At 60.1% G+C, this 25675-nt stretch carries 17 protein-coding genes and 1 pseudogene; 12 read left to right on the top strand and 6 right to left on the bottom strand.

Annotation, left to right across the window (positions count from 1 at the left end; all coding sequences use genetic code 11):
• Window positions 1-18: 18 nt before the first annotated feature.
• Window positions 19-1293, bottom strand: a complete 1275-nt coding sequence (locus tag CD58_RS14620) for an ABC transporter substrate-binding protein (RefSeq protein WP_025213743.1) — start codon at window positions 1291-1293, stop codon at window positions 19-21.
• A 168-nt stretch (window positions 1294-1461) separates the two neighbouring features.
• Here CD58_RS14620 and CD58_RS14615 point away from each other — a divergent pair, with 168 nt between their 5' ends.
• A complete protein-coding gene (locus CD58_RS14615) occupies window positions 1462-3024 on the top strand; it encodes a carbohydrate porin (protein ID WP_025213742.1) in 1563 nt (520 codons plus the stop codon).
• 43 nt (window positions 3025-3067) lie between these two features.
• Here the strand turns inward: CD58_RS14615 and CD58_RS14610 are convergent, their stop codons facing one another.
• From CD58_RS14610 to CD58_RS14600, 3 genes are all read right to left on the bottom strand, one after another.
• Entirely contained in the window at window positions 3068-5992 is a 2925-nt protein-coding gene (locus CD58_RS14610; RefSeq protein ID WP_025213741.1) for a DUF4132 domain-containing protein, read from the bottom strand.
• A gap of 30 nt (window positions 5993-6022) precedes the next feature.
• Window positions 6023-6463 carry a hypothetical protein gene (locus tag CD58_RS14605; RefSeq protein WP_025213740.1) on the bottom strand — a complete coding sequence of 147 codons (441 nt, stop codon included), beginning with the start codon at window positions 6461-6463 and terminating at the stop codon, window positions 6023-6025.
• Window positions 6464-6607: 144 nt separating this feature from the next.
• Entirely contained in the window at window positions 6608-7522 is a 915-nt protein-coding gene (locus CD58_RS14600; RefSeq protein ID WP_025213739.1) for a LysR family transcriptional regulator, read from the bottom strand.
• 245 nt (window positions 7523-7767) lie between these two features.
• Between CD58_RS14600 and CD58_RS14595 the strand changes: the two genes are divergently transcribed.
• The 6 genes from CD58_RS14595 to CD58_RS14575 all read left to right on the top strand — a co-directional run bounded on the left by CD58_RS14595 (window position 7768) and on the right by CD58_RS14575 (window position 17033).
• Window positions 7768-8793 (top strand): zinc-dependent alcohol dehydrogenase family protein, encoded by a 1026-nt coding sequence (locus CD58_RS14595; RefSeq protein ID WP_025213738.1) that lies wholly within the window; start codon window positions 7768-7770, stop codon window positions 8791-8793.
• A 243-nt stretch (window positions 8794-9036) separates the two neighbouring features.
• Window positions 9037-9354: a hypothetical protein gene (locus CD58_RS30460; protein WP_144238570.1), complete on the top strand. Its 318-nt coding sequence runs from the start codon at window positions 9037-9039 to the stop codon at window positions 9352-9354.
• Between the two features lie 131 nt (window positions 9355-9485).
• A complete protein-coding gene (locus CD58_RS14590) occupies window positions 9486-10958 on the top strand; it encodes a hypothetical protein (RefSeq protein WP_025213737.1) in 1473 nt (490 codons plus the stop codon).
• 96 nt (window positions 10959-11054) lie between these two features.
• Window positions 11055-12452, top strand: a complete 1398-nt coding sequence (locus CD58_RS14585; RefSeq protein WP_025213736.1) for a PLP-dependent aminotransferase family protein — start codon at window positions 11055-11057, stop codon at window positions 12450-12452.
• A gap of 91 nt (window positions 12453-12543) precedes the next feature.
• The gene (gene pgm, locus CD58_RS14580) at window positions 12544-14190 is read left to right on the top strand and encodes a phosphoglucomutase (alpha-D-glucose-1,6-bisphosphate-dependent) (protein ID WP_025213735.1); all 1647 of its coding nucleotides are present in this window, start codon (window positions 12544-12546) and stop codon (window positions 14188-14190) included.
• A 374-nt stretch (window positions 14191-14564) separates the two neighbouring features.
• Complete coding sequence (locus tag CD58_RS14575; protein WP_025213734.1) at window positions 14565-17033, top strand: UvrD-helicase domain-containing protein; 2469 nt, start codon at window positions 14565-14567, stop codon at window positions 17031-17033.
• A gap of 72 nt (window positions 17034-17105) precedes the next feature.
• Here CD58_RS14575 and CD58_RS14570 read toward each other — a convergent pair whose 3' ends face one another.
• Together CD58_RS14570 and CD58_RS14565 are read right to left on the bottom strand one after the other, a co-directional pair.
• On the bottom strand, window positions 17106-17384 hold the full coding sequence (locus CD58_RS14570) for a DUF1652 domain-containing protein (RefSeq protein ID WP_003201764.1): 279 nt from the start codon (window positions 17382-17384) through the stop codon (window positions 17106-17108).
• Window positions 17385-17577: 193 nt separating this feature from the next.
• Window positions 17578-19040, bottom strand: a pseudogene (locus tag CD58_RS14565) (MFS transporter).
• Between the two features lie 132 nt (window positions 19041-19172).
• Here CD58_RS14565 and CD58_RS14560 point away from each other — a divergent pair.
• The 5 genes from CD58_RS14560 (at window position 19173) to CD58_RS14540 (ending at window position 25668) form a co-directional block, all read left to right on the top strand.
• A complete protein-coding gene (locus tag CD58_RS14560) occupies window positions 19173-20078 on the top strand; it encodes a LysR family transcriptional regulator (RefSeq protein ID WP_025213733.1) in 906 nt (301 codons plus the stop codon).
• Between the two features lie 333 nt (window positions 20079-20411).
• Complete coding sequence (locus CD58_RS14555; protein ID WP_025213732.1) at window positions 20412-21869, top strand: serralysin family metalloprotease; 1458 nt, start codon at window positions 20412-20414, stop codon at window positions 21867-21869.
• A 117-nt stretch (window positions 21870-21986) separates the two neighbouring features.
• Window positions 21987-22364: an AprI/Inh family metalloprotease inhibitor gene (locus CD58_RS14550; RefSeq protein ID WP_080712551.1), complete on the top strand. Its 378-nt coding sequence runs from the start codon at window positions 21987-21989 to the stop codon at window positions 22362-22364.
• Between the two features lie 149 nt (window positions 22365-22513).
• On the top strand, window positions 22514-24325 hold the full coding sequence (locus CD58_RS14545) for a type I secretion system permease/ATPase (protein WP_025213730.1): 1812 nt from the start codon (window positions 22514-22516) through the stop codon (window positions 24323-24325).
• A complete protein-coding gene (locus CD58_RS14540; protein ID WP_025213729.1) occupies window positions 24322-25668 on the top strand; it encodes an HlyD family type I secretion periplasmic adaptor subunit in 1347 nt (448 codons plus the stop codon). Before CD58_RS14545 ends, CD58_RS14540 begins: the two co-directional genes overlap by 4 nt.
• Window positions 25669-25675: the final 7 nt, after the last annotated feature.

The following is a 25675-nucleotide window of genomic DNA, read 5'->3' as shown; positions in this document are numbered from 1 at the left end:
GATTTCCTTCCTTGTGGCTTACCAGTTCCGGCGTTTGATGCGCGTGAGTTCGCTTTCCAGCTCGGCCAGCGCCTGATCGACCGGCCGTTCGCCGGCGAGGACGCCATGAACCTGGTCGAAGAAGGCATTGGAGACCCGTGGATAGCGATCCGCAGTGACTGAGGCAGGGCGCATGACCCCATCATTGAGAATGCTGTGCAGCTGGCTGTAATAAGGCATCGCCGCGAGCAACTCGGGATCTTGGTAGAGCGATTCGATCACCGGGTTGTAGGCACCGACCAGCGCACGATGTTTCTGCTGCTGGGCACTACTCAAGTAGCTCACCAGTTCCGCGGCAAGCTTTGGATTGGCGCTATAGCGCGAGACCGCCAGGCCCCAGCCACCGAGGGTGGAGGCATGGGTGCCGGTGTCGCCACCGCGGGGCAGGGGAGCAACGCCGACCTTATCTTTCACGGCACTGTCCGGGCTTTGCACCAAGGCCCAGACATACGGCCAGTTACGCATGAACAGCGCATTTCCCGACTGGAACACGCCGCGGCCTTCTTCTTCGGTGTAATTGAGTACGCCCCGTGGAGAGATGTCGCCTACCCAGCTTTTCGCCAGCGTCAAAGCCGTTCTTGAGGCCTGGGTGTTGACCACGATGTCGCCTTTGGCGTTGACCAGCCCACCGTCCGGTTGACTGCTGATCCACTCCAGGGCATTACACGTCAGGCCCTCGTAGGCGCGGCCCTGGAATATGTAGCCCCAGGCATTGGCGTTACCGGCGTTGCGCTCGGCCAGTTGCACGTCCCTGGCGGTAGCGGTCATTTCCTCCCAGGTCTGGGGCACTGGTTTGTTGTACTTTTCGAGCCAATCCTTGCGGTAATACAGCAGGCCCGAATCGGTGAACCACGGCATCGTCACCAGGCGTCCGTTCACCGTGGCGTTATCCACCTGGGCCTGGAAGTAGCCCTGGGTCGCGTCGGCGGGAAGTACCTCGCGCAAATCCATCAGATGCTTGGCCAGCATCCCCGGCCATACCATGTCGATTTGAATGATGTCGATGTCGCTGGACTGCGCACTCAGGATCTGTTGGTAAAACGACAATCTCTCAGTCGCCGAGTTAGGCGTGGACACCACCTCCACGCTGTTGCCGGTCTGTTTCGACCATGCCTCGACAGCCTCCTTGCACAGTTGCAATTCGGCACCTACCGCGCCGCAGGAGATCGTCAGATTGGCTGCAGTCGAGAGGGATGGAAGCCCCCCACACAGTACGAATAACGCTGCTGGAAGGAGCGATTTGAGCTGTTTCATAAAGCCCTCTTTATTTTTGTTTTTAGAAAAGTTAACGTTAACATCGCCAAATGTAGCAGTGTATTTGCGATGAGGCATCCTTTTTTTCGTGGAGTCTGACAATTCAGAAACCACGAGAAGAAGGCAGTCGCGGGAACAAAAAAATAAAAACAAAACAGGGAAATCCACATGCAGAAAGCATCAAGCTGGCTTCTCGCAGGCGTGCTCGGCACCTCGGCGGCCACCGCTCAAGCCGCGACTCTGGAAGAACGCATGGCGGCGTTCGAGGCCCGCGCCAGCGCCGCCGAAAAACGCGCTGCCGCCGCCGAACAGCAGACCCAGGCACTGGCCAGGGAACTGCAACAACTCAAACACGCCGCTCCCGCCCTTCAGCCGGCGGCGTCCACCGCGACTGTCCCAGCGCCCAGCCTGGACACCCGACTGGCAAAGCTCGAAGCCCGCCAGCAAAGCTTGGAAAAAAAGGACAGCAGCCCACACCTCACGGACGGGTTCAGCTTCAAGGGCTACGCCCGCTCCGGATTGCTGGTCAACGATGGACTGGGCGGCGGCCGTGGCGGCCCGTATACCACCCCGGCCGGTTCGGTCGGTGGCGCTGTCGGGCGACTGGGTAACGAAGACGATACCTACATGCGCATCGACCTGTCGAAAGAGCAGTACGCGCAGAACGGCACCCGTTCCAAATTCACAGTGTCCATTGCCGATGGCGTGGAAAGCTCCAATGATTGGACCGCCGACGAAAGCAACCTGAACGTGCGCCAGGTGTTTACCGAACTGGATCATATCGCCGCGTTCAAGGGCAACTCGATGTTCGAGAACTCCACCCTTTGGGCCGGCAAGCGATTTGATCGGGACAATTTCGATATCCATTGGTTGGACTCGGACGTCGTCTACCTCGCCGGCACCGGCGGTGGTATCTACGACGTGCAGATGAACAAGAATTGGCGTTCGAATTACTCATTGATCGGGCGTAACTACGGCGAATTCAGCGAGGGTGGCGTCAATGCCGATGTGGAAAGCTACATCCTGACCTCCAACCAGTTTTTCGACAACGGCCAATGGCAGTGGATGTTCAATGCCATCGGGTCAAAGAAAAACGACATCGATATCCGCAGCAACGAAGCGGGCCTGACGCCAGCAGACTCCGGTTTGCACAGCATGGTGGCCAACCACCAGAAAAACTTCTTCGGCCGGGAAGGCTTTACCAAGGCGGCGTTGATCTATGGGCAAGGTCTGGGCGCGGAGGTCAAGAACATCGGCTCCGATGGCGAGCTGATCGACGATGCCCGTGCGCTGCGCCTGGCGCTTTACGGCGAGACGCCCATTGCCCCCGGCTGGCGCATCGGCCCCAGCTTGCTGGCCGAACAGAGCAAGGACCGGTACGTCAAGGGGGACGACTACCGCTGGATGACGCTGAACGTGCGACTGGCCAATGAAATCAACAGCAATTTCGAAATGGCCTACGAAATGAGCTGGCAAACCATGGACCTCGATCCCAAAGGCTACCAGCAACGCAACGCGGTGGACGGTAATTTCTGGAAATTCACGATCGCCCCGACCTTCAAACCTGACTTTGGCGACCTGCTCACGCGCCCCGAACTACGGGTGTTCGCAAGCGTCATGGACTGGTCTTCGGATCTGGACCGCTACAGCGCCTCGGACTCCTTCGGCAAGTCTGATTTCAATGCCGGTGGTGTGTGGCAATACGGGATACAGATGGAAACCTGGTTCTAAATGGTTGAGGGCATCTTCTTCGCAAGCAGGGGATGCCCTCATCTCAGCTACCGCGTTGTATCTGCTCCAGTATCAGGCTGTCGGTGATGTTCATGTCGTCCAGCAATAGGAACATCTTGCTCAGCACCTCGGCCATTTTCTTATCGGTGTCGGCGAAGGGCAGGTAGAAGTCCGTGACGCCGCTGCCTGCGGGCACGATGCACAGGTAGTGGCCGGGCTCGATATGGATGGCTGCGCTGCCCAGATGAATGCGGTAGTTCGCACGCTGGCCGATGATGTGCAGAAAATGCCCTTCACATTTAACGTTCTGCAAACCTAGCCCTTGAATCAATTCGCCGACCAGTTCGGCGCGCCGTTGCAGGGTTTCGTTGCTGGTGTTGTAGCCGTCAGCGGCGTGGGCCACGGAGACCAGCAAATCGGCGTCACGCATGATTTCAGAGAACAGCAGCGGCGGTACTTGCTCGAGGGGAATGGCTTGCTGGTCGCGGTAGAAGGCAATCGTGTCGAAGGTAAAGTGTTCTGTTTCCGAAAGGTAATGGCCGGTATCCAGAAAGTTGAACATGGCGTAGATGCCGTGCTCTTTGCTCTCGTAATAGATGTCCTCGACGCTTGAGGTCGACCAGTTGCGGACCTGCAGCAACCGGGCGGCTACTTTGCCTTTCAGGCGGTGGCCGGCAAATCGATTGGACCACAGGCCGCTGTCTCGTTCGGCCGGTGTCAGCAGGTACAGCTCGCGAAAGGCCTGTTTGAACGGCTGCACGCGGCGATGGCTCACCACGTCTATCTGCCAGGCCGACAGTTGTCCTGCGGTGAACAGATGAAAAGGGTGGGCAATACGCAGGTGCTTTTCAGCGACGTGTTGGCGGCCTTCAAGGTCAGTCACCGTCAGCGTCGCGGCATCGAGCCAGCCCAGCACCACGTCGTCGGCCTGCACGATCAGTTGTTCCAGCAGCAGGCGAACCGCGGGCATTTTCAACAGCGGCTTCAGGTCGTCCAGGGCCAGGGTTTCGCCGCTGCTCATCATCGCTTCCAGGGTGCGGCAGAAGCGTGCGATCTGTTCCTTGAGCTGGGTCTGCTGCGTTTTGAGGGCGACGAAGTCTGGGCTCTTGCGAATCGCAGGCGGTGCGGTCTTGAGCGTCTTTGCGGCTTTGCAGATGTGCAGCGTGGGCGACAAGCCGTCGATCACCAGCCTGACGTCATAGCCGTCGATAGTGGCGGCCGTCAGGGCGGATTCGGCGATCTCCGATTCCATGGCCCATTCCAGGCGAATCGCCGAGGGGTAACCGGCGACACGCGCCAGGTTTTCCAGGCCTGCCTGCACCGCTGCGTGGGAATTGGCCTGTCGTTGAGGGCCGTATTTACGCACCTCTTTGTGCAGTTTCTTGAGCGTCAGATAACGCTGGCGTACGTCGTCCGAATCCATGACGGGCAGTACGCCATAGATGCGCATGGCCGGCTGTGCGTGGCGGGCCAATTTCTTTTCCAGCGCCGGTCGACCGATGCCCCGGTAGGCATCGAGCAGCACGCGCGTCTCGGGAAACGCCCAGTGCGAGGGTTCGAGTGCAGCCAGGTACTCGCGCAGGTGGTCTGGGTCGGCCTCGGCCAGCGCCTTGTCCAGCAGGTAGCGGTCCACCACACCGACGGTTTCATCCAGCGTATTGGGCAGGTCGGTGCCCCAGCCAGAGCGAGGTGCCAGGGCAATGTTGAGGTATTCACGTTGGAAGGCTTGCAGATCACTCCAACCGAGCGCGTCGAGTACCACTCGGCTGGCTTGTCCGGTATAGGGCAGGGCGGTCAGCAGGGTATTTCTCGAGAAGCCGGTCAGCGCCGCGAGCAGCTCTGTCGATTGGTTTTTTGGCAAATCCTGAAGCAGCAGGAAGCATTGGAGCACTGCGGCCGTATCGCCGAAGCTGTCAAAGTCATCCGGCGTCACTCCCAGTCGATCGATTACCGCCAAGGCCTGCAGCAACCAGCGGACCTGATACACCTCGACCGAGCGGAAAGTGTCCGCCAGCTTCGCGGCGTTATCGGGCAATCCAGCCAGGGCGTCCTCGACATAACGAACGGTGAAGTTCACCAGTTCAGCAGGCACTGCAACGGGGTCTTCAGTGGACGCCTCATCGCCCTGGGACGACTCATTATCGACGGCTTCGTCTTGCGGTTCCTCGTCGTTTGAATCGTCCTCGTCGAACGCTTCATCGGTGTATCGATCCAGGTCCACATCATCGCTGTACAGCCCGCTGTCGTCTGAGTAGAACATCATGGCGCGGCCCCAGGTATCGGCCGCCCGGACGAAGCGAGGGTAATCGAGGCGGCCCGCTTCCTGCAGGCCCAAGGCGATGCGTTTGATGTCTTTGTGCACGTAGATATATGCGTCGGCGATTGTCCTTTCGTCATCAGGCGGGGAAGGCGGCTGTACGCGGTTCCAGCTGCCGTCCAGCAACCATTCGGCGAAGACCTGCCAGACCGGAGTGGACGGGTAATTACTCAGGCGATTGATGCAGGCCTGAACGTCAGGGAAAGCCCAGGCCTGTTCCGGTCTTCGTCGGTAATAGGCCGGGCCATCTTCGTCAGTGGGCAATGGATAGTCGCTGTCCTCGAAGGCAAATTGCAGCATGTGCTGCAGTCGCGCGCCGATCTGCTCCAGCCCATAGGCGTCCGGGTGAGCCGTGATCCACGCATCGCAGAGTCGATATTGCAGGCCATAACGCTGTTGATCGCGACGGTCTTCCAGATCGTCCCAAACGGTCGGGAACACAAGGCCATCGGCCAGTGCCTTGGGGCCATCCTCGGGATGCTGCCTGACCCAGTCATTGGCGATGCGCAGGAAGTCGATGCCGTCCCAGAAATCGGGTTCGAATTCGTCATATCGGCTGAGCTCGGGATAGTCATCCAGCGCTTTATCACAGAATGCTCGCAGCGCAGCGAGGCGCGTGGCTTGTTCGGGCACAGGACGGCGTGATTGCATGAGGGTATCCGAGGAAGTAAGCGTCGAGGGTCAACCGCCAATCAGCGGCACCAGGCGGATAAACGCGAGCGTGGAAGGAGGACTCAATTCGATTGACTCATCGAGTCTTTGCAACATGACGCCATTGTGCAGAACGCGAAATGCACGAGCTTCAAAACCGTTCAAGGCTCGCTCGACCTGAACGCCGACATCCAGGTCTGGGGACGCGCTGGCCTGAGGCATGACAACCGCGCCTTCGCTGGCTTGCTGAAGAATCTCCCGCTCGCTCAGGTATTGGCGGTCGAGCACTTCACGTACCGACACTTGTTCCTCGCAGTGTCGGATCGACAGCGCGGCGATTTGCTCGGCAACAGCCAGGCGAATCAGCTCGGCGACCGTCAAGGTCAACGAGGCCGGTGTCACGCTGACAGGAGGCAGCAAAGGCTCCTGGCGTGCGCCTTTGAGGCAATAGCTATGAACCACGAACTCCATGACGCGCCTCTCGATTTTCGACTAGAAACCCAGATTTCAACCCACTTTACGGGACAGCGATTTTGGAGTTAGTTAGAGGCCCTGTGCTTAAGTTACTGCTAAGCCAGGTAGTACGGGCCTGTAGCGGGGATTCGGCAAAGCCTTTCAGAGACTGTCCGGGTCCCCAAAAAACATCTGAATCCGCGAACGCAACCAGCGCTCCCCAGGGTCGTTATCCTGGGACCCGCGCCAGGCCATGTGCAGCTCAAAGCTACGCACCGGAAGCGGTGGGTCTTCGGCGCGTACACCACCGGCGGCGGTCAGTGCGTCGGCAGTGTAGTCGGGCACGATGGCGATGATGTCAGTGCCCGCCAGCAGCGTGCTCAGGCCATTGAACTGCGGCACGGCCAAGACCACATGGCGCTTGCGATCGAGTTTTTCCAGCTCTTCGTCGATAAAACCGCTCAAGTCCCCAGCGAAGGACACCAGTGCATGGGGGCGGGCGCAGAATTCGTCCAGGGTCAGCCGTCCTGGGGCCGTGTCAGCCCGCAGCACTTTGGGCATACTGCGCCGCAAGACTTTGCGCTTGGCGTTGGCCGGCAGATCTTCGGTGTAGCTGACACCGATGGAGATTTCCCCGGAGGCCAGCAACCCTGGCATCAGAATGTAGTTGACCCGACGCACCACCAGCACGATGCCTGGTGCTTCCGCCCGCAGGCGCTTGAGCAGCATGGGCAGCAGGGCGAACTCGGCATCGTCCGACAGGCCGATGCGGAACACCGAGGTGCTGGTGGCCGGGTCGAATTCCGCCGCCCGGCTGACCGCCGTGGAAATCGAATCCAGGGCCGGGGAGAGCAGGGCGAAGATCTCGACCGCCCGGGCCGAAGGCTCCATGCTGCGACCGGTACGCACGAACAACGGGTCATCGAACAGGCTGCGCAGGCGCGACAACGCGGCGCTGATGGCTGGCTGGCCGAGAAACAGTTTCTCGGCAGCGCGGGTCACGCTGCGCTCATGCATCAATGTTTCGAACACGATCAACAGGTTCAGGTCGACACGACGCAGGTCATTACGATTCATCTGGGGTCCTGGCAGGTTCAGCAAGCTTGACGTCAGCGGCCATATGGGAACAATGACCGGCATGAATCTTACGGGGAAAGGCTGGTACTCTGCACCGGCTAATTTGAATTTTCCTACAGGACGGATCCGATTTTTTGCTGCGGAATCAATGACAGGCATGTCGACTATTAATAGCCACTGATGGTCTTGGGTACAAAGCCCGGATAGAGTTCATGGCATTAGAGGTTACTTTGACGAGGTTTGCGATGTCCCGCACGATCCGTTTTCACAAGTTTGGCGGTGCCGAGGTGCTCAAATGCGAAGAGCATGCGGCGGCTCTTCCTGCGCCAGGAGAAGTGCAGGTCCGTGTCGAAGCGATCGGCATCAGTTGGTACGACACCCTGTGGCGCCAGAACCTGGCGTCGTCCCAAGCTCGCCTGCCTTCAGGCCTGGGCCATGAAATGGCCGGCGTGGTGACGGCCGTCGGCGACGGTGTCGATGATTTGGCCGTGGGCGACAAGGTCGCCAGCTTCCCCGCCGAGAGCCCGAACGATTATCCGGTGTACGGCGAGGTCATTGTGCTGCCGCGCACCGCCCTGACCCGTTATCCCGACGTGCTCACCCCGATCGAAGCTTCGGTGCACTACACACCGCTGCTGATCGCTTATTTCGCCTACATGGACCTGGCGCGGGTCAAGCCCGGGCAATTTGCCCTGGTGACCGATGCCAGCCATTGTGCCGGTCCTTCCTTCGTGCAACTGGGCAAGGCCCTGGGTGTACGGGTGATCGCGGCCACCAAGACGGCTGACGAGCGTGAGTACCTGCTGTCGCTGGGCGCGGAAAAAGTCATCGTCACCGAAGAGCAGGACTTGCTGATGCAAATCAACAAGCTCACCGACAACCGTGGCGTCGATGTGGTGTTCGATGGCCTTGGCGGGCCGCAGATGTCGCTGCTCGGCGATGTGCTGGCGCCGCGAGGCAGCCTGGTGTTGTATGGCCTGCAGGGCGGCAACCAGACACCGTTTCCGGCATGTGCGGCGTTCCAGAAGAACATTCAGTTCTTTGTGCACTGCATCGGCAACTTCACCGGCAAGCCGGAACTGGGCATTGTCCAGGACCAAGTGGCTTTGCAGCGGGCATTGCGTGATATCAATCAACTGACCGCCGATCGCGTGGTGGTGCCACTCAAGACCCGGGTGTTTCCATTCTCCGAGTTTGTCGAGGCTCACCGTTACATGGGCGAATGCCCTTGCCGTGAGCGCGTTGCCCTTCAGGTCGTCGATCCTTCCTGATACCTGTCTTGCGCAAGAGTCATTGTCCGGGCTCTTGCGCTGCCTTCGGCTGGACCGGCTTCCCTTTTGCCATGATTGCTACACCTCTCGCCTGACCATGGCGCGCTCGCGCCCGGCAAGCCAGCCCTTGTGCGGGCTGCCCCTATTGGCGGGCAAACAGAACCGAATCTGTTTGCCCGTCGACATCTGAACTGGTTTTTGTCCCTAATCTGTATCTTCTAATCATTGTTTAAGTCCTGATAATTGAACGCTGATTTCCATCTCAAGGAAGAAGGCGTGGCGCGGTGTAACTTTTTCGAAGGTTTCGAGCCTTCACTGCCTAATCAAGGCGCTTCAAGCGTTACTTGGTATAAGGCTATCTATCGACTATGGGGAAAACAGGGTGAGGCAGGCGGTCAATTAAAGATCGGCTTGTTCTTTATTTCTCGTACTCATTGTCTGTGGGACGTTGTCGGAATTCTCCTAGGACGTGCCGCCGAATCGGCGAAAGCCAATGATTTAGCGGTGTTCAGGGCGATCCTGAAATGGAGCGGGCCGGCACCCAACGTATGTATCAAATAATTACGACAAGCAATGCTTGAGCGTATTGCTAATACTCTCTGCAGTACTAGAACACTTCATTCAGATCTACACGTCGCACGATCACATTGGTGCGGGTGCGACGCCGATATTCGAATTCCAGGTAAATGGCTATGAGTGCAATTCACGAGCAGGCAATGACTCACGTGTATCAACAGATATTGCAACGACTGTTGGGTTTTTATTCCCGGGCAGAGCGTACCGCGTTGCAGCTTTTGATCCAGCGTTTAATTGTCGCCGCCGGAGGCATTGAGCGGATTGGCGATTATCGCGTGCTGACGGTCCAGAACGGCAGTCGGGACAGCTTTTACGTGCTGACGGCCTTGCGGGCCGCGCAATTAAGCATCGCTGGCAGGCATCCGGTGACCTTCGACTTGCGTGTCGCCACACCGCGCCTGAGCGAAACCACCCAGTCGACCCTGGAAAACATCCATCGTTGCTACAGCGCGCTGTTTGTCTACGACGATCCCCGGGTCGAGCTACTGATGGCGGACAACCGTGAAGTGCTGCCCTTCAATCATAACCAGCCGCTGTCGGTGGCCGGGCATGAGGCCTGCCGCACAGACATGCTGGTGCTGGGGCATCTTCGCTCATCGGACAGTCCCTTGGAGGTGGGCGACGACAGCTATCTGGCGATGGCGGAGTTCTATCGGCATATGGCGCGCTGGGAGGCAGGGGTGGATTCGTTGGTCAGCAGCGAGACGCCGCGCCAGCAAAAACAATTCATGTCGGGGCTTCGCCGCGCGGCCCGCAAGATCGACCTGGCCATCGACAAGGGCGGCTTCGACAGTCTTTTTGCGCAACTCGATACCCTGGGCAGCGATCCCTACCAGTCATTCTATGGCCAGGATCGCCTCTGTGGATGGCAACCCGAAGGTCATTTCGAGGCATGCCGGCGAGTAGGTCACATTGGTATCGACGACTTGTTTCTCGACCGTTCGGAAGAAACCAACTGGCCGCTTTTCAACGAGTTCCTGCGGGTACAGACCGAGAGTCTCGTTGTATCGGCACCCGAAAACGAATACGTCAGTCCTCTCCTGTCAGCGCATTTGCACGGATTGCAGGCCTGTTACCTGCAAGGGCGCAGCTACGAAACGGGCTACGGGGATTACGTACAGCGGGCGATCATGCTCATGCATCGCAAGCAACTGCCAGAGCACGCCTGCCAGCACACTCGAGAGCTGTTTGGCACGCCTTCGACCGTCCCCGAGCGCCGTGCCCAGGCCGCCATAGAAGCGCAGAAGAACCTGGGGCTCAACGAAACGCAACTGGTGTGCATGCTGTTTGCCCCCTTCGTGGCGCAAGGTGCAGGCCTGGAACACTTCCTGCGTTGCTGCCACCCCGGCATGCTGGTGGCGCTGCCGGATCTGCACAAGGCCATGCAGGGCGCGCCCATTACCGATCAGGTGGCGCAGTGGATGATCGACGTCAGCGGCCTGTCCATCGATCTGCTCGGCAAGTTGTACCGGGCCAGCATTGCGCTGCCGGACCAGGACACGGTGTCGGGGATCGAGCCGCAAGCTGTAGACGCTGAAGAAGCCGGGCAGGGCGCCGATGGCCTGTGCGAACGCTCGGCAAGGCACTGAGGAACGCGGTTTGGCGGATTCATCCTCTCCGTATCCGGCCGTTGTTCCCGGCGTTCCGGCAGGGTCGCTCATAGCCCGTTTTTTTGGGCAGACCCCATGAAAAGTTGCCGGGAACCAGACTTCGCCTACCAGGCGGTTTATCGATACCTGACGACCCTGATCAACGAGCTGGGTGCTGATGCCCGAGTGCGCCTGCCGTCGCTGCGGCAGTTGGCCGAACGTCTGGATGTGTCGATTTCTACCATCCAGTACGCGTATTCGTTGCTGGAAAAGGAAGGCCGGGTCTACTCGATCGCCAAGTCCGGCTACTACGCGCTGCCGGTGCCTTGCGTTGCCACCCTGGACGGCGGTGATGATTTGCTCGAAACCCTATACGTCAATGTACGGCGACCGGGCATGCTGGTGCTCAGTGCAGATGAACCGGCGTCGATGCAGCCACTGGACAGCCCATTGTTGTTGCTCGAGCGCGAGCTGTTGCGCCAGTACCCACGGTCCTCGCAGGCACCCTCGCAACCCTGGGGCGAGTTGGAGCTGCGTGCAGCACTGGCCGCTCGCTACACCTCTTCTGCCTCCCGCTGCTGGAGCGCCGATGACGTCTATATCGGCGCCGATCTGCGCGGCGTCCTGGAAATCCTCATCGCCGTGCTGGCGCTCAAGGGCGCCACGGTACTGATCGAATCGCCCTGCGACTGGACCATCCTGCGCCTGCTGCAGGCCGCCGAAATCCGGGTCATCGAGCTGCCGTTGCGGGCCAACGGGGAGATCAATACCGAGCAGCTGGAGCAACTGCTGGTGAGCGAGACGGTGCGCCTGGTGGTGTTGTCTTCGGTCTTGAGCATGCCAAGGGGCACGCTCATGCTTGAACACAACCGGCACGCCGTGGCACACCTGCTGGCGCTGCACGGCACGTGGGTGCTGGAGAACGACAGCTACGCCGACTTGGCCTTCGAGGCAGGCGTGGTGCCTTTTCGGGATTTGCTCGACCCGGATCGGTTGATCGTCTACTCCACGTTCGAGAAAACCATCGGCCCAGAGGCGCCCTATGGTTATGTGTTGTCGCGTCAGTTGACCCTGCTATTGCAGCGGCATTTCCTATTGCGCGCCTTTCGTTTGTCGCCGATTCGCCAGAAAGCCATTGCCCGTTTGTACAGCAACGGTCGGATCGATCAACACTTGCTGGTTTTGCGGCGTTTGCTGCGGGAAAGCGCGGTTTCGGCAACGCAATTGCTACGTGAACGGCTCGGGGACAGCGTGCAATGGGTCGCACCCGAAGGTGGCGCAACGATCTGGATGCGATCATCGCGTCCAGTCGATCTGCGGCGGGTTTTCCAGCGTCTGCTTGCCCAGCGAATCGTCATCGCTCCAGGCGAGCTGTTCAGTCTCCAGGGGTTGTATACGCAACACATGCGCCTGACTCACGCCTTGAACGGGTCGGACGACCTGGACACAGCGCTCTGCGCGCTGGCCGATGCCTTGAGGCTCGAACAATCCTGATGAGTGGGGATGGATCGAACCCATCGCGCCATGGTCGAACTGTCAGTAAACTGCATCCCATTTCCCGAGCCACTCCATCCAGAGGTATTGCATGACAGTCAGTCCATTTGCGGGCAAGCCGGCACCGGCAGAGTTGTTGATCGATATCCCGCGACTGGTGACGGCCTATTACACCGGCCGGCCCGATGCCTCAGTTGCTACCCAGCGCGTGGCGTTCGGCACCTCCGGTCACCGTGGCAGTTCCTTCGATCTGGGGTTCAACGAGTGGCACGTGCTGGCAATCAGTCAGGCGATCTGCTTGTACCGTGAGGCCCAGGGCATCAACGGGCCGCTGTTCATCGGTATCGACACCCACGCGCTGTCGACCCCGGCGGGCGCAAGCGCACTGGAAGTGTTCGCCGCCAACGGTGTAACCGTGATGATCGCCGAAGGTGACGAATACACTCCGACACCGGCGATTTCCCACGCCATTCTCTGCTACAACCGAGGCCGCACCTCGGGCCTGGCGGACGGCATTGTCATTACACCGTCCCACAACCCGCCGCAAAGCGGGGGCTATAAATACAACCCCACCAATGGCGGCCCGGCCGATACCCATATCACCAAATGGATCGAGGCCAAGGCCAACGAACTGCTGGCCAACCAGCTGGCGGGGGTCAAGCGCATCAGCTACGAACAGGCCCTGAAGGCCGATACCACCCACCGTCACGACTACGTCAACACCTACGTGGCAGACCTGGGCAATGTCATTGATTTCGATGCCATTCGCGGTGCCGGGTTGCACTTGGGCGTCGACCCACTGGGCGGCGCGGGTGTGCGCTACTGGCCGGCCATTGCCGAACACTACCGCCTGGACCTGGAAGTGGTGAACACCCATGTGGACTCCACCTTCCGCTTCATGACCGTCGATTGGGACGGGCAGATCCGCATGGACCCGTCCTCCAGCCATGCCATGCAAGGGCTGATCGGCCTGAAGGAACGTTTCGATGTGGCCTTCGCCTGCGACCCGGACCATGACCGCCATGGCATCGTGACGCCGTCCGGCGGCCTGTTGGCGCCGAACAGCTATCTGGCGGTGTCCATCGACTACCTGTTCCAGAATCGCCCGCAATGGCGCGCCGATGCCGCCGTGGGCAAGACGGTGGTCAGCAGCGGCTTGATCGATCGCGTTGCCAAACGCTTGGGCCGGCGCCTTTATGAAGTGCCGGTCGGCTTCAAGTGGTTTGCCGAGGGGCTGTTCGATGGCTCCCTGGGCTTCGGTGGCGAAGAAAGTGCCGGCGCTTCGTTCCTGCGCAAGGATGGCGGCGTGTGGAGCACCGACAAGGACGGCCTGATCCCGGCGTTGCTGGCGGCTGAAATGACCGCCCGCACCGGTCGCGACCCAAGCCAGGCCTACCGCGCCCTGACGGATGAGCTGGGCGAACCGTTCTCGGTACGCGTCGACGCCAAGGCCAGCCCGCAGCAGAAGGTGTTGCTGAGCAAACTGTCGCCGGATCAGGTCGCGTCCACCGAGTTGGCCGGGGAGAAGATCCAGAACATCCTCAGCAATGCGCCAGGCAACGACCAGGCCATCGGCGGCTTGAAGGTGATGACCGAAAACGGCTGGTTCGCGGCGCGACCGTCCGGCACCGAGGACATCTACAAGATCTACGCCGAGAGCTTCATTGGCGATGAGCACCTCAAGCAATTGGTGGTTGAGGCGCAGTCGTTGGTGGATGCTGCTATTGCTGGCAAGTGACGAGGGTTTGTGGCGAGGGAATTAGCTCCCTCGTCACTGGCCTATGCATTAAGGCTTGATTGCTATCGCAGTATTACCTCGAAATAGTTCCTGTAACTAATTGATCTATAAGCAGTGAACGATTGTACTGGCCTCGTCGCGAGCAAGCTCGCTCCCACATTTGGATTTGCAGTGATCTGCGATTCCGACTCCGCCACAACCCCTGTGGGAGCGAGCTTGCTCGCGATAGCGGTCCCCAGCCTACGATGATGCCAATGTGGGATACCACTTTCACTTCATCGCCTAAATGCATGACTTCAAAGCTTTTTGGTGGAACCTGACGGCAAATCCAGACACCATAGCCGTCATGATTCAGAACACCGGAGTCTTCCAGCGTGTCGCAACACACTCCCGATCTTCCCCCCGACTTACTGCCCCTGGCCCAGATGCCGTTATTCAAGCGCCTGGCCGCTCGCTTTTTTGGTCATGGCCTGACGCGCCTGCGCGCCCAGCACCGGGCCTCCTGGCTGCACGGTCAGGCCGACGGCTTTCGCAGCGGACATACCGCCGGTTTTGACTATGGCTATCAAGAAGGCAAGGCCGAAGGGCTGGAAGAGGGTCGTCAGGTCCTGTTGATCCGCGACTCGCGCAGTACCGAGCATCCAGCCCCGAAGGTTGATGACCTGCTGTTTGACGATTGGCGCCTGCCGTTGTCAGCCGAACTGAAGAAGCGCATCAAGGCGGATGTCGCTCGATTGCTGCCGGCCCAGGCGCAACCCAGTGCGGCGCAATGGAAAATGATTTTCAGTGATACGCCCGCGACTTCGGTGGTGGCCGGCGCGGGTGCGGGCAAGTCCACCACATTAGTGCTGCGTATCGTGCTGCTGTCGCATTACCTGGGTTTCGAGCTGGACTCGATGACTGTGGTGACCTTCACCCGTGAGTCGCGCAAGGACTTCATCCAAAAACTGATTGAAGTGTTTGCCCTGTGGGGGCGAACGGTCAGCCTCAAGGACGCTCGCGACCTGGTGCGCACCTTTCATTCGCGCATCTTGCCCATGGTGCGCAGCCTGCCTGGATTCGAACGGCTCCAGGCCTTCGAGACCCTGAGCCCTCGTGCAGGACAGGGCGATGACGACGCCCAGGACAATCCCTTCGACTTGCGCATCAACGAGGCACAGCGCCAACAACTCAACGCCTGCTATCACGCTCTTTACAGGCGTGACGAGCGCTTCCGTGAGCTGATCAAACCGTTGTCGCGGCATGCATTGCAGCTCAAGGAGTTGGAGCGGGACCACCCGGATGTGCAAAAACGCGTGGCCGTGACCGAACTGGCCGCCCAGCGTGACGAAGAGCTGTGCGACGGGATCGAAGACCTGTGGTTTAGGGCCGGCGCCTGGCCAATCAAAGGGATCGAACCCAATCGCCAGACATTCGAGATCAATGGCGCGACATTTCATTGCCATGGCTACGCCCCATCCTTGGACGCTTGGGTGATGTTGGGCTTCGACCCGCGAGAAGACGCCCGGCTGAGTCGGCCAGGCGCTAAGTTGAGTATCCGTGCGGAATGGGCGGTAAAGCGCACCTTGTTTCAAGCTTTCTGTCGTAAGCCGCTGATATGGCTTGAAAGTTATGAGGCGTCAAAGCGCGTGTTGGCATCTCTGGCGGGTGATGCCAGCGCGGGGCCCGGGTTCGATTACAAGGTCAAGGGCGAGCTGGGTTCGGCGCCGTTGCTGGATTGTTTTGTCGCCGCCGCCGGTTTTATCGAGAACCTTGGCCTGGACGTGCCGGATGCCGTGGGACGGATGTGTTTTTCCCAGGATGACCCGGATCGCTATTTCTTCGAGGCATTGAGCCGTTACTGGCGGGCATTCGAAGATCATTTACTCGATCAGTCGCCGCCGGTCATGACCTACAACCGGATGTTCGCGTTGTTCAGCGAGCATTCGCCGGAAAATTTCAAACTGCTCAGCGATTCACTGCTGCGGCCCTTGTCACACCTGATGATCGACGAATTCCAGGACGTTTCGCCGCAGATTGTCTCATGGCTTCGCGCCAGTCTTCGCGAAGTGCGCAGCCGTGGCCCGGCCATGCACGTAGGGCGCGGCGCACAGCGCTCTTCCTTGCTGTGTGTCGGAGACGATTGGCAATCGATCTATGGCTGGCGTGGCAGTTCCCCGAGCTATTTCACGGGGTTCGACAAGCAATTCCCATCGCCGACGAGCACTCGGGTGATGCTCACCGACAATTACCGCAGCCACCAGCACATCATCGATGCCGCCGAGCACATCGTGCGCGCAGCGACGGCTATTCCAGGGAAAAAGGCCAAGGCCAGCGGCAAGCCTCGTTCGCTGAGCCCAGTCAACGTGCTGGACCGCGACGACGAAGGCTTGGCGCAGCGGCTGGATGAGCACTATCGCAAGGGCGATTCAATTTTGATGTTGTATCGAAAAAGTAGCGATAAGTTACTGATTCAAAATCATATTAGCTCGACAGTTAATGTGGATTCTAACCTGCCTTACGAAGCGCGGCGGCTGCGGCAGATGACCTATCACAGTGCCAAGGGCCTGCAGGCCGATGCAGTATTTTTGCTCGGCGACTGCCAGCATCTGACTAGCTCGCCCTACAAGAATCAGGTCTACCGAATGGCTGGGTTGGGCCGGGATGGTGATGCCGAGCCCTACGACACTGCGCAAAAAGACGAGATTTTGCGCTTGGCCTACGTGGGGATTACCCGTGCCGTGCAGCATTGCTACTGGTACGTTGACGGTCAGGATGGGCAGGCTGCCAATGGGCCGAAAGCTTCGGACCGTATCGGGGCGGGGAAACCGTTTTTCGCCGATCATCGCCGGAATCGTGGTTGATCGAGCCTTTGGCGGGAACTCGTGCAAAGGCATCGCCCACAAAAAAGCCCACTTGATGTGGGCTTCTTTTTGTCAGGAGGCAAATCGCCGCAAGCCAACCGGTGGCACGAAAGCTTCCAGCTCGGCCTCCACCGCTTCGATGATTCGCTCCACATCCGGGGCGTTCATCACGGTCGCGCAGGGGATGCCTGCAATAGCGATCATGGTCTCGCCGCTGGCACGGTCAAACAGCCGGGCAACCATGCTCCCCGGTGCGTCCATACTGGCTTCAAATCCCATGGGGTGGAAGTGCCAGCGCATTAACTGGCAGGCGTTGGGGAACGTAACCTTGCTGAAAGATCCTTTATTCATATGTTGCCCGCCTTCTTCAATCGAGCGCTTCCTTTAGCTCATGTCAGGAAGGAAGAGCCGTCATGGCTCTACCAGTGAGAACTAAAAATAGCACCTGAAAATGAAAGGCATGTGGCTTTTTTCAGTCCGTTTTGCGATTGGTTCAGTTTTTTTGATCTGCATCACGACCTAACCAAGAATGCTCACAATGCCATCATCCTTCGCAGGGGGTGTCCTGGTGATTGTTCGAAGGCTCTGGCGCGCGGCATTTCAGGGCGATTGCGCCTGCCAGAACCATCAACGCCAACGCGGTGGCGAAGGTGATTTGCAAGCCGTTTGCGACGGTTCCCGGCGTGGCGGAAGTGATGCCATTCGTCGGTAAAGCCATCGCGAATATCGCACCGAGGACCGAGGCCCCGTAAAGAAACCCAGGTTGCGCGACAGATTGAGCAGCCCGGCGATGACGCCACGCCTGTCGGCGGGAACGTCCGCCATGACCGCCGTGTTATTGGCCGTCTGGAACAACGCATAGCCAAGGGTCGTTACCACGATCGCAGCGACATAGCCGCCTACGCCAAAGACCGGTGACATCAGCGACAGCATCAGGCATCCGAGAACCATGATCGCCAGCCCGACGAGGCGCATGGGACGCACGCCGAACCGGTCCGCCAGGCGCCCGGCCGGCATTCCAGCGAGCGCGGCAACGGACGGTCCGGCCGCCAGCACCAGCCCGACGAGCGCTGCGGGCAACCCAAGGGCGATGGACAGGTAGAAGGGCCCGACCAGCAACGTCGCCATCATGACCGCCGCGACCAAGGCACTGGTGGCCAGCCCCGAGACCAGCAGTCGGTCTCGAAACAACACCAAGGGGATCAGCGGCGACGCAACCCGGCTCTGCGCCAGGATGAACAGTCCACCGCCGAGGATCGCAGCAAGCAACAGCGCAATATTCGACCCGCCGAAGTGGCCACGTCCCGAAGTCATCGCCAGGGCGTAGGCCGCCAGTGTTGCCGCCAACAGCAGGGTGCCTGTCACATCGAAGCGGTTTTTTTTCACCTTGACCGACGGTTGCCGGGCAGGCAGCGAACGCCACGCCAGCAAAAACGTCAGCAGCCCAAGGGGCAAATTGACCAGGAACAATGCTTGCCAGCCGAATTGAGTGATCAGCACGCCACCGAAAGAGGGCCCCAGCGCCGTGCCGACCGCCGACAGCGTAGCCAGTAGCCCCATGGCGCTCCCGGTCTTCTCCTTGCCAACGGTTTCGCCGACCAGGGCCAGGGTCAGCGTCATCATGACGGCGGCTCCCAGGCCTTGCAGTGCTCGGCCCGCGATTAACCAGCCAAGCGATGGCGCCAGGCCGCACAGGGTCGAGGCGAGGGCGAACAAGAGGATCCCGGCCAGTAGCAGCGGCCGACGCCCGATCATGTCCCCCAGGCGCCCGACGCTGACAATCAGCGTGGTGATCGCCAGCAGATAGGCGAGCACCACCCATTGAACCTGCTGGAAGGAGGCGTTGAACGCCTGCGCCAGCGTCGGCAACCCCACCGTGGCGACACTGGCACCCAGGGAGGCCAGCAGCGTCGAGAGCGCCAGGCTGGCTAACGCCCAACGCGCTGAAAAGACCCGTTGCGCGCCCGTTGCCGTCGGCAGGGGGTGTTGCGTATTGACTGGCTTCATTGTGTCCTCCTCTCTGTCGCGGCCGAATCGGCGCTACCCGAACGTTACGCCCGGGCATAACATGGCGGAAGACGCACCATTTGCATGTTATAGCTGCATGTAACGCCATCTATGCACGCCAAGGCTCCGACCATGTCCACACCTGACCTCAATTTGCTTGTCACCCTCGATGTACTGCTGTCTGAAGGCAGCGTGGCCCGGGCCGCTCGACGGCTGCAGCTGAGCCCGTCGGCCATGAGCCGGGCACTGGCGCGGTTGCGTGAAACCACCGGCGACCCGCTGTTGGTGCGGGCCGGGCGCGGCCTGGTGCCCACGCCCCGCGCGCTGGAACTGCGCGAGCAGGTCGGCCAACTGGTGCAGGATGCCCAGGCGGCACTGCGGCCGGTGCAAGCCCCGGACCTGGGGCGGTTGAACCGGACCTTTACGCTGCGCACCCGCGAGGGGTTCGTGGAAAACTTCGCCCTCGACCTGATGGCCCACATCAATGCACAAGCACCCGGTGTCCGCCTGCGGTTCGTGGACAAGGCGGACCGGGGTAGCACAGCCCTGCGCGAGGGCTCCGTGGACCTGGAAACCGCCGTTGTGGACGCGAGCACCAGTCCAGAACTGCGAACGCAAGCGTTGTTCGGCGACCGCGTCATTGGTGTGGTGCGTTCAGGACATCCGCTGAGCCGGGTAGAGGTGACCTCTTCCGAGTACCTGGCAGGCGGACACATTGGCATCTCCCTGCGCGGGCTGGATCACGGCCCTGTTGACGACGCCTTGGGCCCCTTGAATCTTGCACGGGACATCGTCACTACCGTCCCGGGCTTTTCCACGGCGCTGGGCCTGGCCCGCTCCAGCGACCTCATCGCCAGCGTTCCGGAACGCTATACCGCCAGCCTGCGCGTGGGGATGCACAGTTTTGCGCTGCCGTTTGCGGTGCCCGGGTTCACCATCTCCATGCTTTGGCACCCGCGCCTGGATGCCGACCCCGTGCACCGTTGGTTCAGAAGCTGTCTGCGGGAAGTGTGTGGGCGCAAAACCGCCGAGATTTAGTAGATATTAATTAATAGCGTTTCGCTGGCACTTAGTTGGCAAAGCGTGCGCCACGTTCCGCATCTTAGTGTTTATCGATATTTAATATTTAAATAGGGTTTTGTCCGACAATCTTCAAGTTTTCGCTGTAAGCGGGTATTAGCAGGGCAAGCAAAGCCTGTTGTTTATGGGCGGGAAGGGCTTGTCCCTGCAATTGAATAAAAAAATGGCTGGACGATTGATTTCGAATTGTGTCAGCTTTCTTACGTCCTCATTGGGCGAGTGATAGGACGATCTCGCCAGAGATTGTCTGTCTGACAAAAACGGTTCCATTACAAACAAGGAAGTGTGTTTATGTCGAAAGTCAAAACCAACGTTATTGATTCTTCCGAACAACTGCTCTGGGCCCCGCAACCCTTGGCGGCCTCCAGTAGTGCATTCAACCAGATCAATAATTTCAGCCACCAATACGACCGTGGCGGCGACCTGACCGTCAACGGCAAGCCGTCGTACTCCGTCGACGAGGCGGCCACTCAGTTGCTGCGCGACGGCGCGGCCTATCAGGACCGGGACGGCAGCGGCAAGATCGAGCTGACCTACACGTTCCTGACTTCCGCCTCCTCAAGCACCATGAACAAACACGGGATCAGCGGTTTCAGCCAGTTCAGCGCCCAGCAGAAAGCCCAGGCAGCCTTGGCCATGCAGTCCTGGGCGGACGTGGCCAACGTGACATTCACCGAGAAGGCCAGCGGTGGCGACGGCCACATGACCTTCGGCAACTACAGCGGTGGCCAGGACGGTGCGGCGGCGTTCGCCTATTTGCCGGGGACCGGCGCCGGTTATGACGGCACGTCCTGGTACCTGATCAACAGCAGTTACACCCAGAACAAGAACCCGGACCTGAATAACTACGGCCGCCAGACCTTGACCCACGAGATCGGCCACACCCTGGGCCTGGCGCATCCCGGCGACTACAACGCCGGTGAAGGCAGCCCGACCTACGATGATGCCACTTACGGCCAGGACACCCGTGGCTACAGCGTCATGAGCTACTGGAGTGAAAGCAATACCGACCAGAACTTCAGCAAGGGTGGCGTCGAGGCCTATGCGTCGGGTCCGTTAATGGATGACGTCGCGGCCATCCAGAAACTCTACGGCGTCAATACCAACACTCGGACCGGCGACACCACCTACGGTTTCAACTCCAACACCGGTCGCGATTTCCTCAGCGCTTCCTCGTCCTCGGACAAAGTGGTGTTCTCGGTATGGGACGCGGGCGGACGCGACACCCTGGATTTCTCCGGTTTTACCCAGAACCAGAAAATCAACCTCAATGACGCTTCGTTCTCCGACGTTGGCGGCATGGTAGGTAACGTTTCCATTGCCAAGGGCGCTGTTGTCGAGAACGCCACCGGCGGCTCGGGCAGCGATCTGCTGATCGGTAATTCGGTGGCCAACGAACTCAAGGGCGGTGCCGGCAACGATATCCTCTGGGGTGCTGGTGGCGCGGACAAGCTGTGGGGCGGTTCCGGTTCGGATACCTTTGTGTTCGCCGCCAGTACCGACTCGCGTCCGGGCGCAACGGACCAGATCCTCGATTTCGTCAGTGGCTTTGACAAGATCGACCTGACCGGTATCACCAAAGGTGCGGGCCTGCATTTCGTGAATGCCTTCACGGGGGCGGCGGGTGACGCGGTGCTGTCGAGTTCGGGTGGCAACAGCCTGCTGTCGGTGGACTTCTCCGGGCATGGCGTGGCTGACTTTCTGGTCAGCACCGTCGGCCAGGCAGCGCTCTCGGACATCGTAGCCTGATCATCCGATCCCGTGGGAGCAGCTGCTCCCGCGGGATCCCCTGCCAGGATTAGAGCCGTGCGCAGAGAATCGATACCGTGTAGCGTCCGGGCAATCGCCTGGTTAAGCGCTACGCTGATGATGTTTTGTGGAGAAGTCGCCATGGCGCGCAGCCTGTTGTTAGCAGAACCCTCGCAGTTGGCCGGTCAGTGGCAGGCCGTTTTGTCGGGGCCGCAGGAAAATGCGCAAACCCAGGCGTTGCAGGATAAACCGTCCAATACGTGCCTCGTCGAACTCAGGGCGGACCAGACCCTGGGCGGGCAAACCGATTGCCTGGGCCATTGGCTGGGGGATGAACCGGTCCATTGGTTCACCGAACCCGACGGTCTTTCACTGATTGGCAAGCAAAACTCCAGGGTTCATTTGGGGCTGCGCCAAGCGCAGCACTATCAAGTCACCTTAAAGTCAGGCCTGATCATTACGTTGGAACGAAGCAATAGCCAGGACACTCGTTAACGAACGAGGACAACTTGAAAAACATTCTGGTTGATCAGCGCCTGCAGGCTTAAACAGATCCGTGGATCAGCATGATCCAATTTAATTATTAAGATGGGTAAGTTGAGCCCCCACCGGGTATCTGGCTAAGCCTACAGCAAGGAAGATTCATGAATAGGGCAAGGAGCAGTGCCGCAGTGCCACTCTTTAAGGCGCTGGGCGACTATAAAAATATTCTGATCAGCGTCGGTTGTTTCACTGCGCTGATTAATGTCCTGATGTTGGCGCCTTCGATTTATATGTTGCAGGTATATGACCGGGGATTGTCATCGCAAAACGAAACCACCCTGGCGATGTTGTCGTTGATGGTGGTCGGGTTCTTTGTCTTTATCGGGCTGCTGGAAATGGTGCGCAGCTTCATCGTCATCCGCATCGGCAGTCAGTTGGAAAGGCGTTTCAACCTCCAGGTGTACAAAGCGGCGTTCGAGCGCAACCTGCTCCAGGGTGAGGGCAATGCCGGGCAATCCCTGGGCGACCTGACCCATGTCCGTCAATTCGTCACCGGGCCGGCGTTATTCGCCTTCTTCGACGCGCCGTGGTTTCCCATCTACCTGCTGGTGATCTACCTGTTCAACGTCTGGCTTGGGCTATTCGCCACGGTCGGCACGCTGTTGCTGATTGGCCTGGCCTGCCTGAACGAAGCCATGACCAAAAAACCGTTGGGCCAGGCCAGCGTTTACTCGCAACAGTCCAGCCAACTGGCCACCAGCCATTTGCACAACGCCGAGACCATCCAGGCCATGGGCATGCTCGGCGCGCTGCGCAACCGCTGGTTTGCCGTGCACTCGCGGTTTCTCGGCCTACAGAACCAGGCCAGCGACACCGGCGCGGTGATCAGTTCCTTGAGCAAGACCCTGCGCCTGTGCCTGCAATCCCTGGTACTGGGTTTGGGCGCGCTGTTGGTGATCAAGGGCGACATGACCGCCGGGATGATGATCGCCGGCTCGATTCTGATGGGCCGGGTGCTGAGCCCCATCGACCAGTTGATTGCCGTGTGGAAGCAGTGGAGCGGGGCCAAGCTGGCATATCGTCGTCTCAATGCGTTGTTGCAGGCCTACCCGCCGCAGAACGACGCAATGACGTTGCCGCCGCCCAAGGGCCAGGTGAGCTTCGAGCAAGTGAGCGCGGGGCCGCCGGGGCAACGCAATGCGACGTTGCACCAGCTCGGCTTCAGCCTCGCGGCCGGCGAAGTGCTCGGGGTGCTGGGGGCTTCGGGTTCCGGTAAATCCACCCTGGCCCGGGTGATGGTGGGCGTGTGGCCGACCCTTGGAGGCACCGTGCGGCTCGACGGGGCGGACATCCACCGCTGGAATCGCGATCAACTCGGCCCGCACATCGGCTATCTGCCCCAAGACATCGAACTGTTCAGCGGCAGCATCGCCGAGAACATCGCAAGATTCAGCGAAGCCGACCCGAAAAAAATCGTCGCTGCCGCGCAACAGGCCGGTGTGCATGAGCTGATCCTGCGCATGCCCCAAGGCTACGACACGGTGTTGGGGGAGGACGGCAGTGGGTTGTCAGGCGGGCAGAAGCAGCGGGTGGCGTTGGCCCGGGCGATGTATGACCGGCCGTGCCTGGTGGTGCTCGACGAACCCAATTCCAACCTGGACACGGTCGGCGAGGCGGCACTGGCCAGCGCCATCGCGCAGATGAAGGCCCAGGGCACCACCGTCGTGCTGGTGACCCATCGCTCCTCGGCATTGGCCCAGGCCGACAAGCTGCTGGTGCTCAACGAGGGTCGACTACAGGCCTTCGGCCCGAACCAGGAGGTGTTGCGAGCATTGTCCGGCCACTCGGAGGCCCAGCGGGACTCACAGCGGGGCACACCGCAAGGCTCTCAGCAAGAACCTCCCCAACCGACACCCAACGGACTGAGCATGAGCCGCCAGTACCAGGCCGCCAGCAAACCCCGCGGCGCATGAGCAAGGATCGCGACATGAACCTCGAACACACTCAAATACCCGCTGAAACCCTCGAACGCCCCGAACTTGGTGCCCGTTTTTTCACTCGCTTGGGCTGGGCCCTGGCGATCCTGGGCGCCGGCAGTTTTTTCACCTGGGCCAGCCTGGCGCCGTTGGACCAGGGTATCCCGGTGCAGGGCACCGTCGTGGTTTCCGGCAAGCGCAAAGCCGTGCAGTCCATGAGCAGCGGTGTGGTCAGCAGGATCCTGGTGCGCGAAGGCGAGGTGGTGAAGCAGGGCCAGCCGTTGTTTCGGCTCGACCAGACCCAGGCCTCCGCCGACGTGCAATCGCTGCAAGCCCAGTACCGGATGGCTTGGGCCAGCCTGGCGCGCTGGCAAAGCGAGCGGGATAACCTCGGGCAAGTGAATTTCCCGGCGCAACTGAGCCACGACCCGGATCCGCAGTTGGCGCTCGTACTCGAAGGCCAGCGGCAGCTGTTTAGCAGCCGTCGCGAAGCGTTTGCCCGGGAGCAGGCCGCGTTGCGCGCCAATATCGAAGGCGCCACGGCCCAACTGGCGGGCATGCGCCGGGCCCGCAGTGACCTGAGTGCCCAGGCCGAATCCCTGCGTCTGCAACTGGGCAACCTGCAGCCCTTGGCGGACAACGGCTACATCCCACGCAATCGCCTGCTGGACTACCAGCGTCAGCTGTCGCAAGTACAACAGGAACTGGCACAAAACAGTGGCGAAAGCGGCCGGGTGGAACAGGGCATCGTTGAGTCTCGCCTGAAGCTGCAACAGCACAACGAGGAATACCAGAAAGAAGTGCGCAGTCAGCTGGCCGACGCCCAGCTCAAGGGCGAGACCCTGCAACAGCAGCTGAAATCCGCCGGGTTCGAGCTACAGCACAGCGAAATCCTCGCCACCGCCGACGGGATCGCCGTCAACCTCGGGGTGCACACCGAAGGCGCGGTGGTGCGCCAGGGCGACACCTTGCTGGAAATCGTGCCCCAAGGCACGCGCCTGGAAGTGGAAGGGCACCTGCCGGTGCACCTGATCGACAAGGTTGGCAGTCATTTGCCAGTGGACATCCTGTTCACCGCCTTCAACCAGAACCGTACGCCGAGGGTGTCAGGGGAAGTCAGCCTGATTTCCGCCGACCAAATGCTCGATGAGAAGACCGGTGCGCCGTATTACGTCCTGCGCAGCAGCGTCAGCGACGTGGCAATGGAAAAGCTCAATGGCCTGGTGATCAAGCCGGGCATGCCGGCGGAGATGTTCGTCCGCACCGGCGAGCGCTCGCTCCTCAACTACCTGTTCAAACCGCTGCTCGACCGAGCCGGCTCCGCGTTGACCGAAGAATAAGGATGGC

Source organism: Pseudomonas brassicacearum (genome assembly GCF_000585995.1).
Lineage (GTDB): Bacteria > Pseudomonadota > Gammaproteobacteria > Pseudomonadales > Pseudomonadaceae > Aquipseudomonas > Aquipseudomonas brassicacearum_A.
The sequence above is the reverse complement of the archived record's forward strand: the minus strand, read 5'-3'. Positions and strand labels throughout refer to the sequence as shown.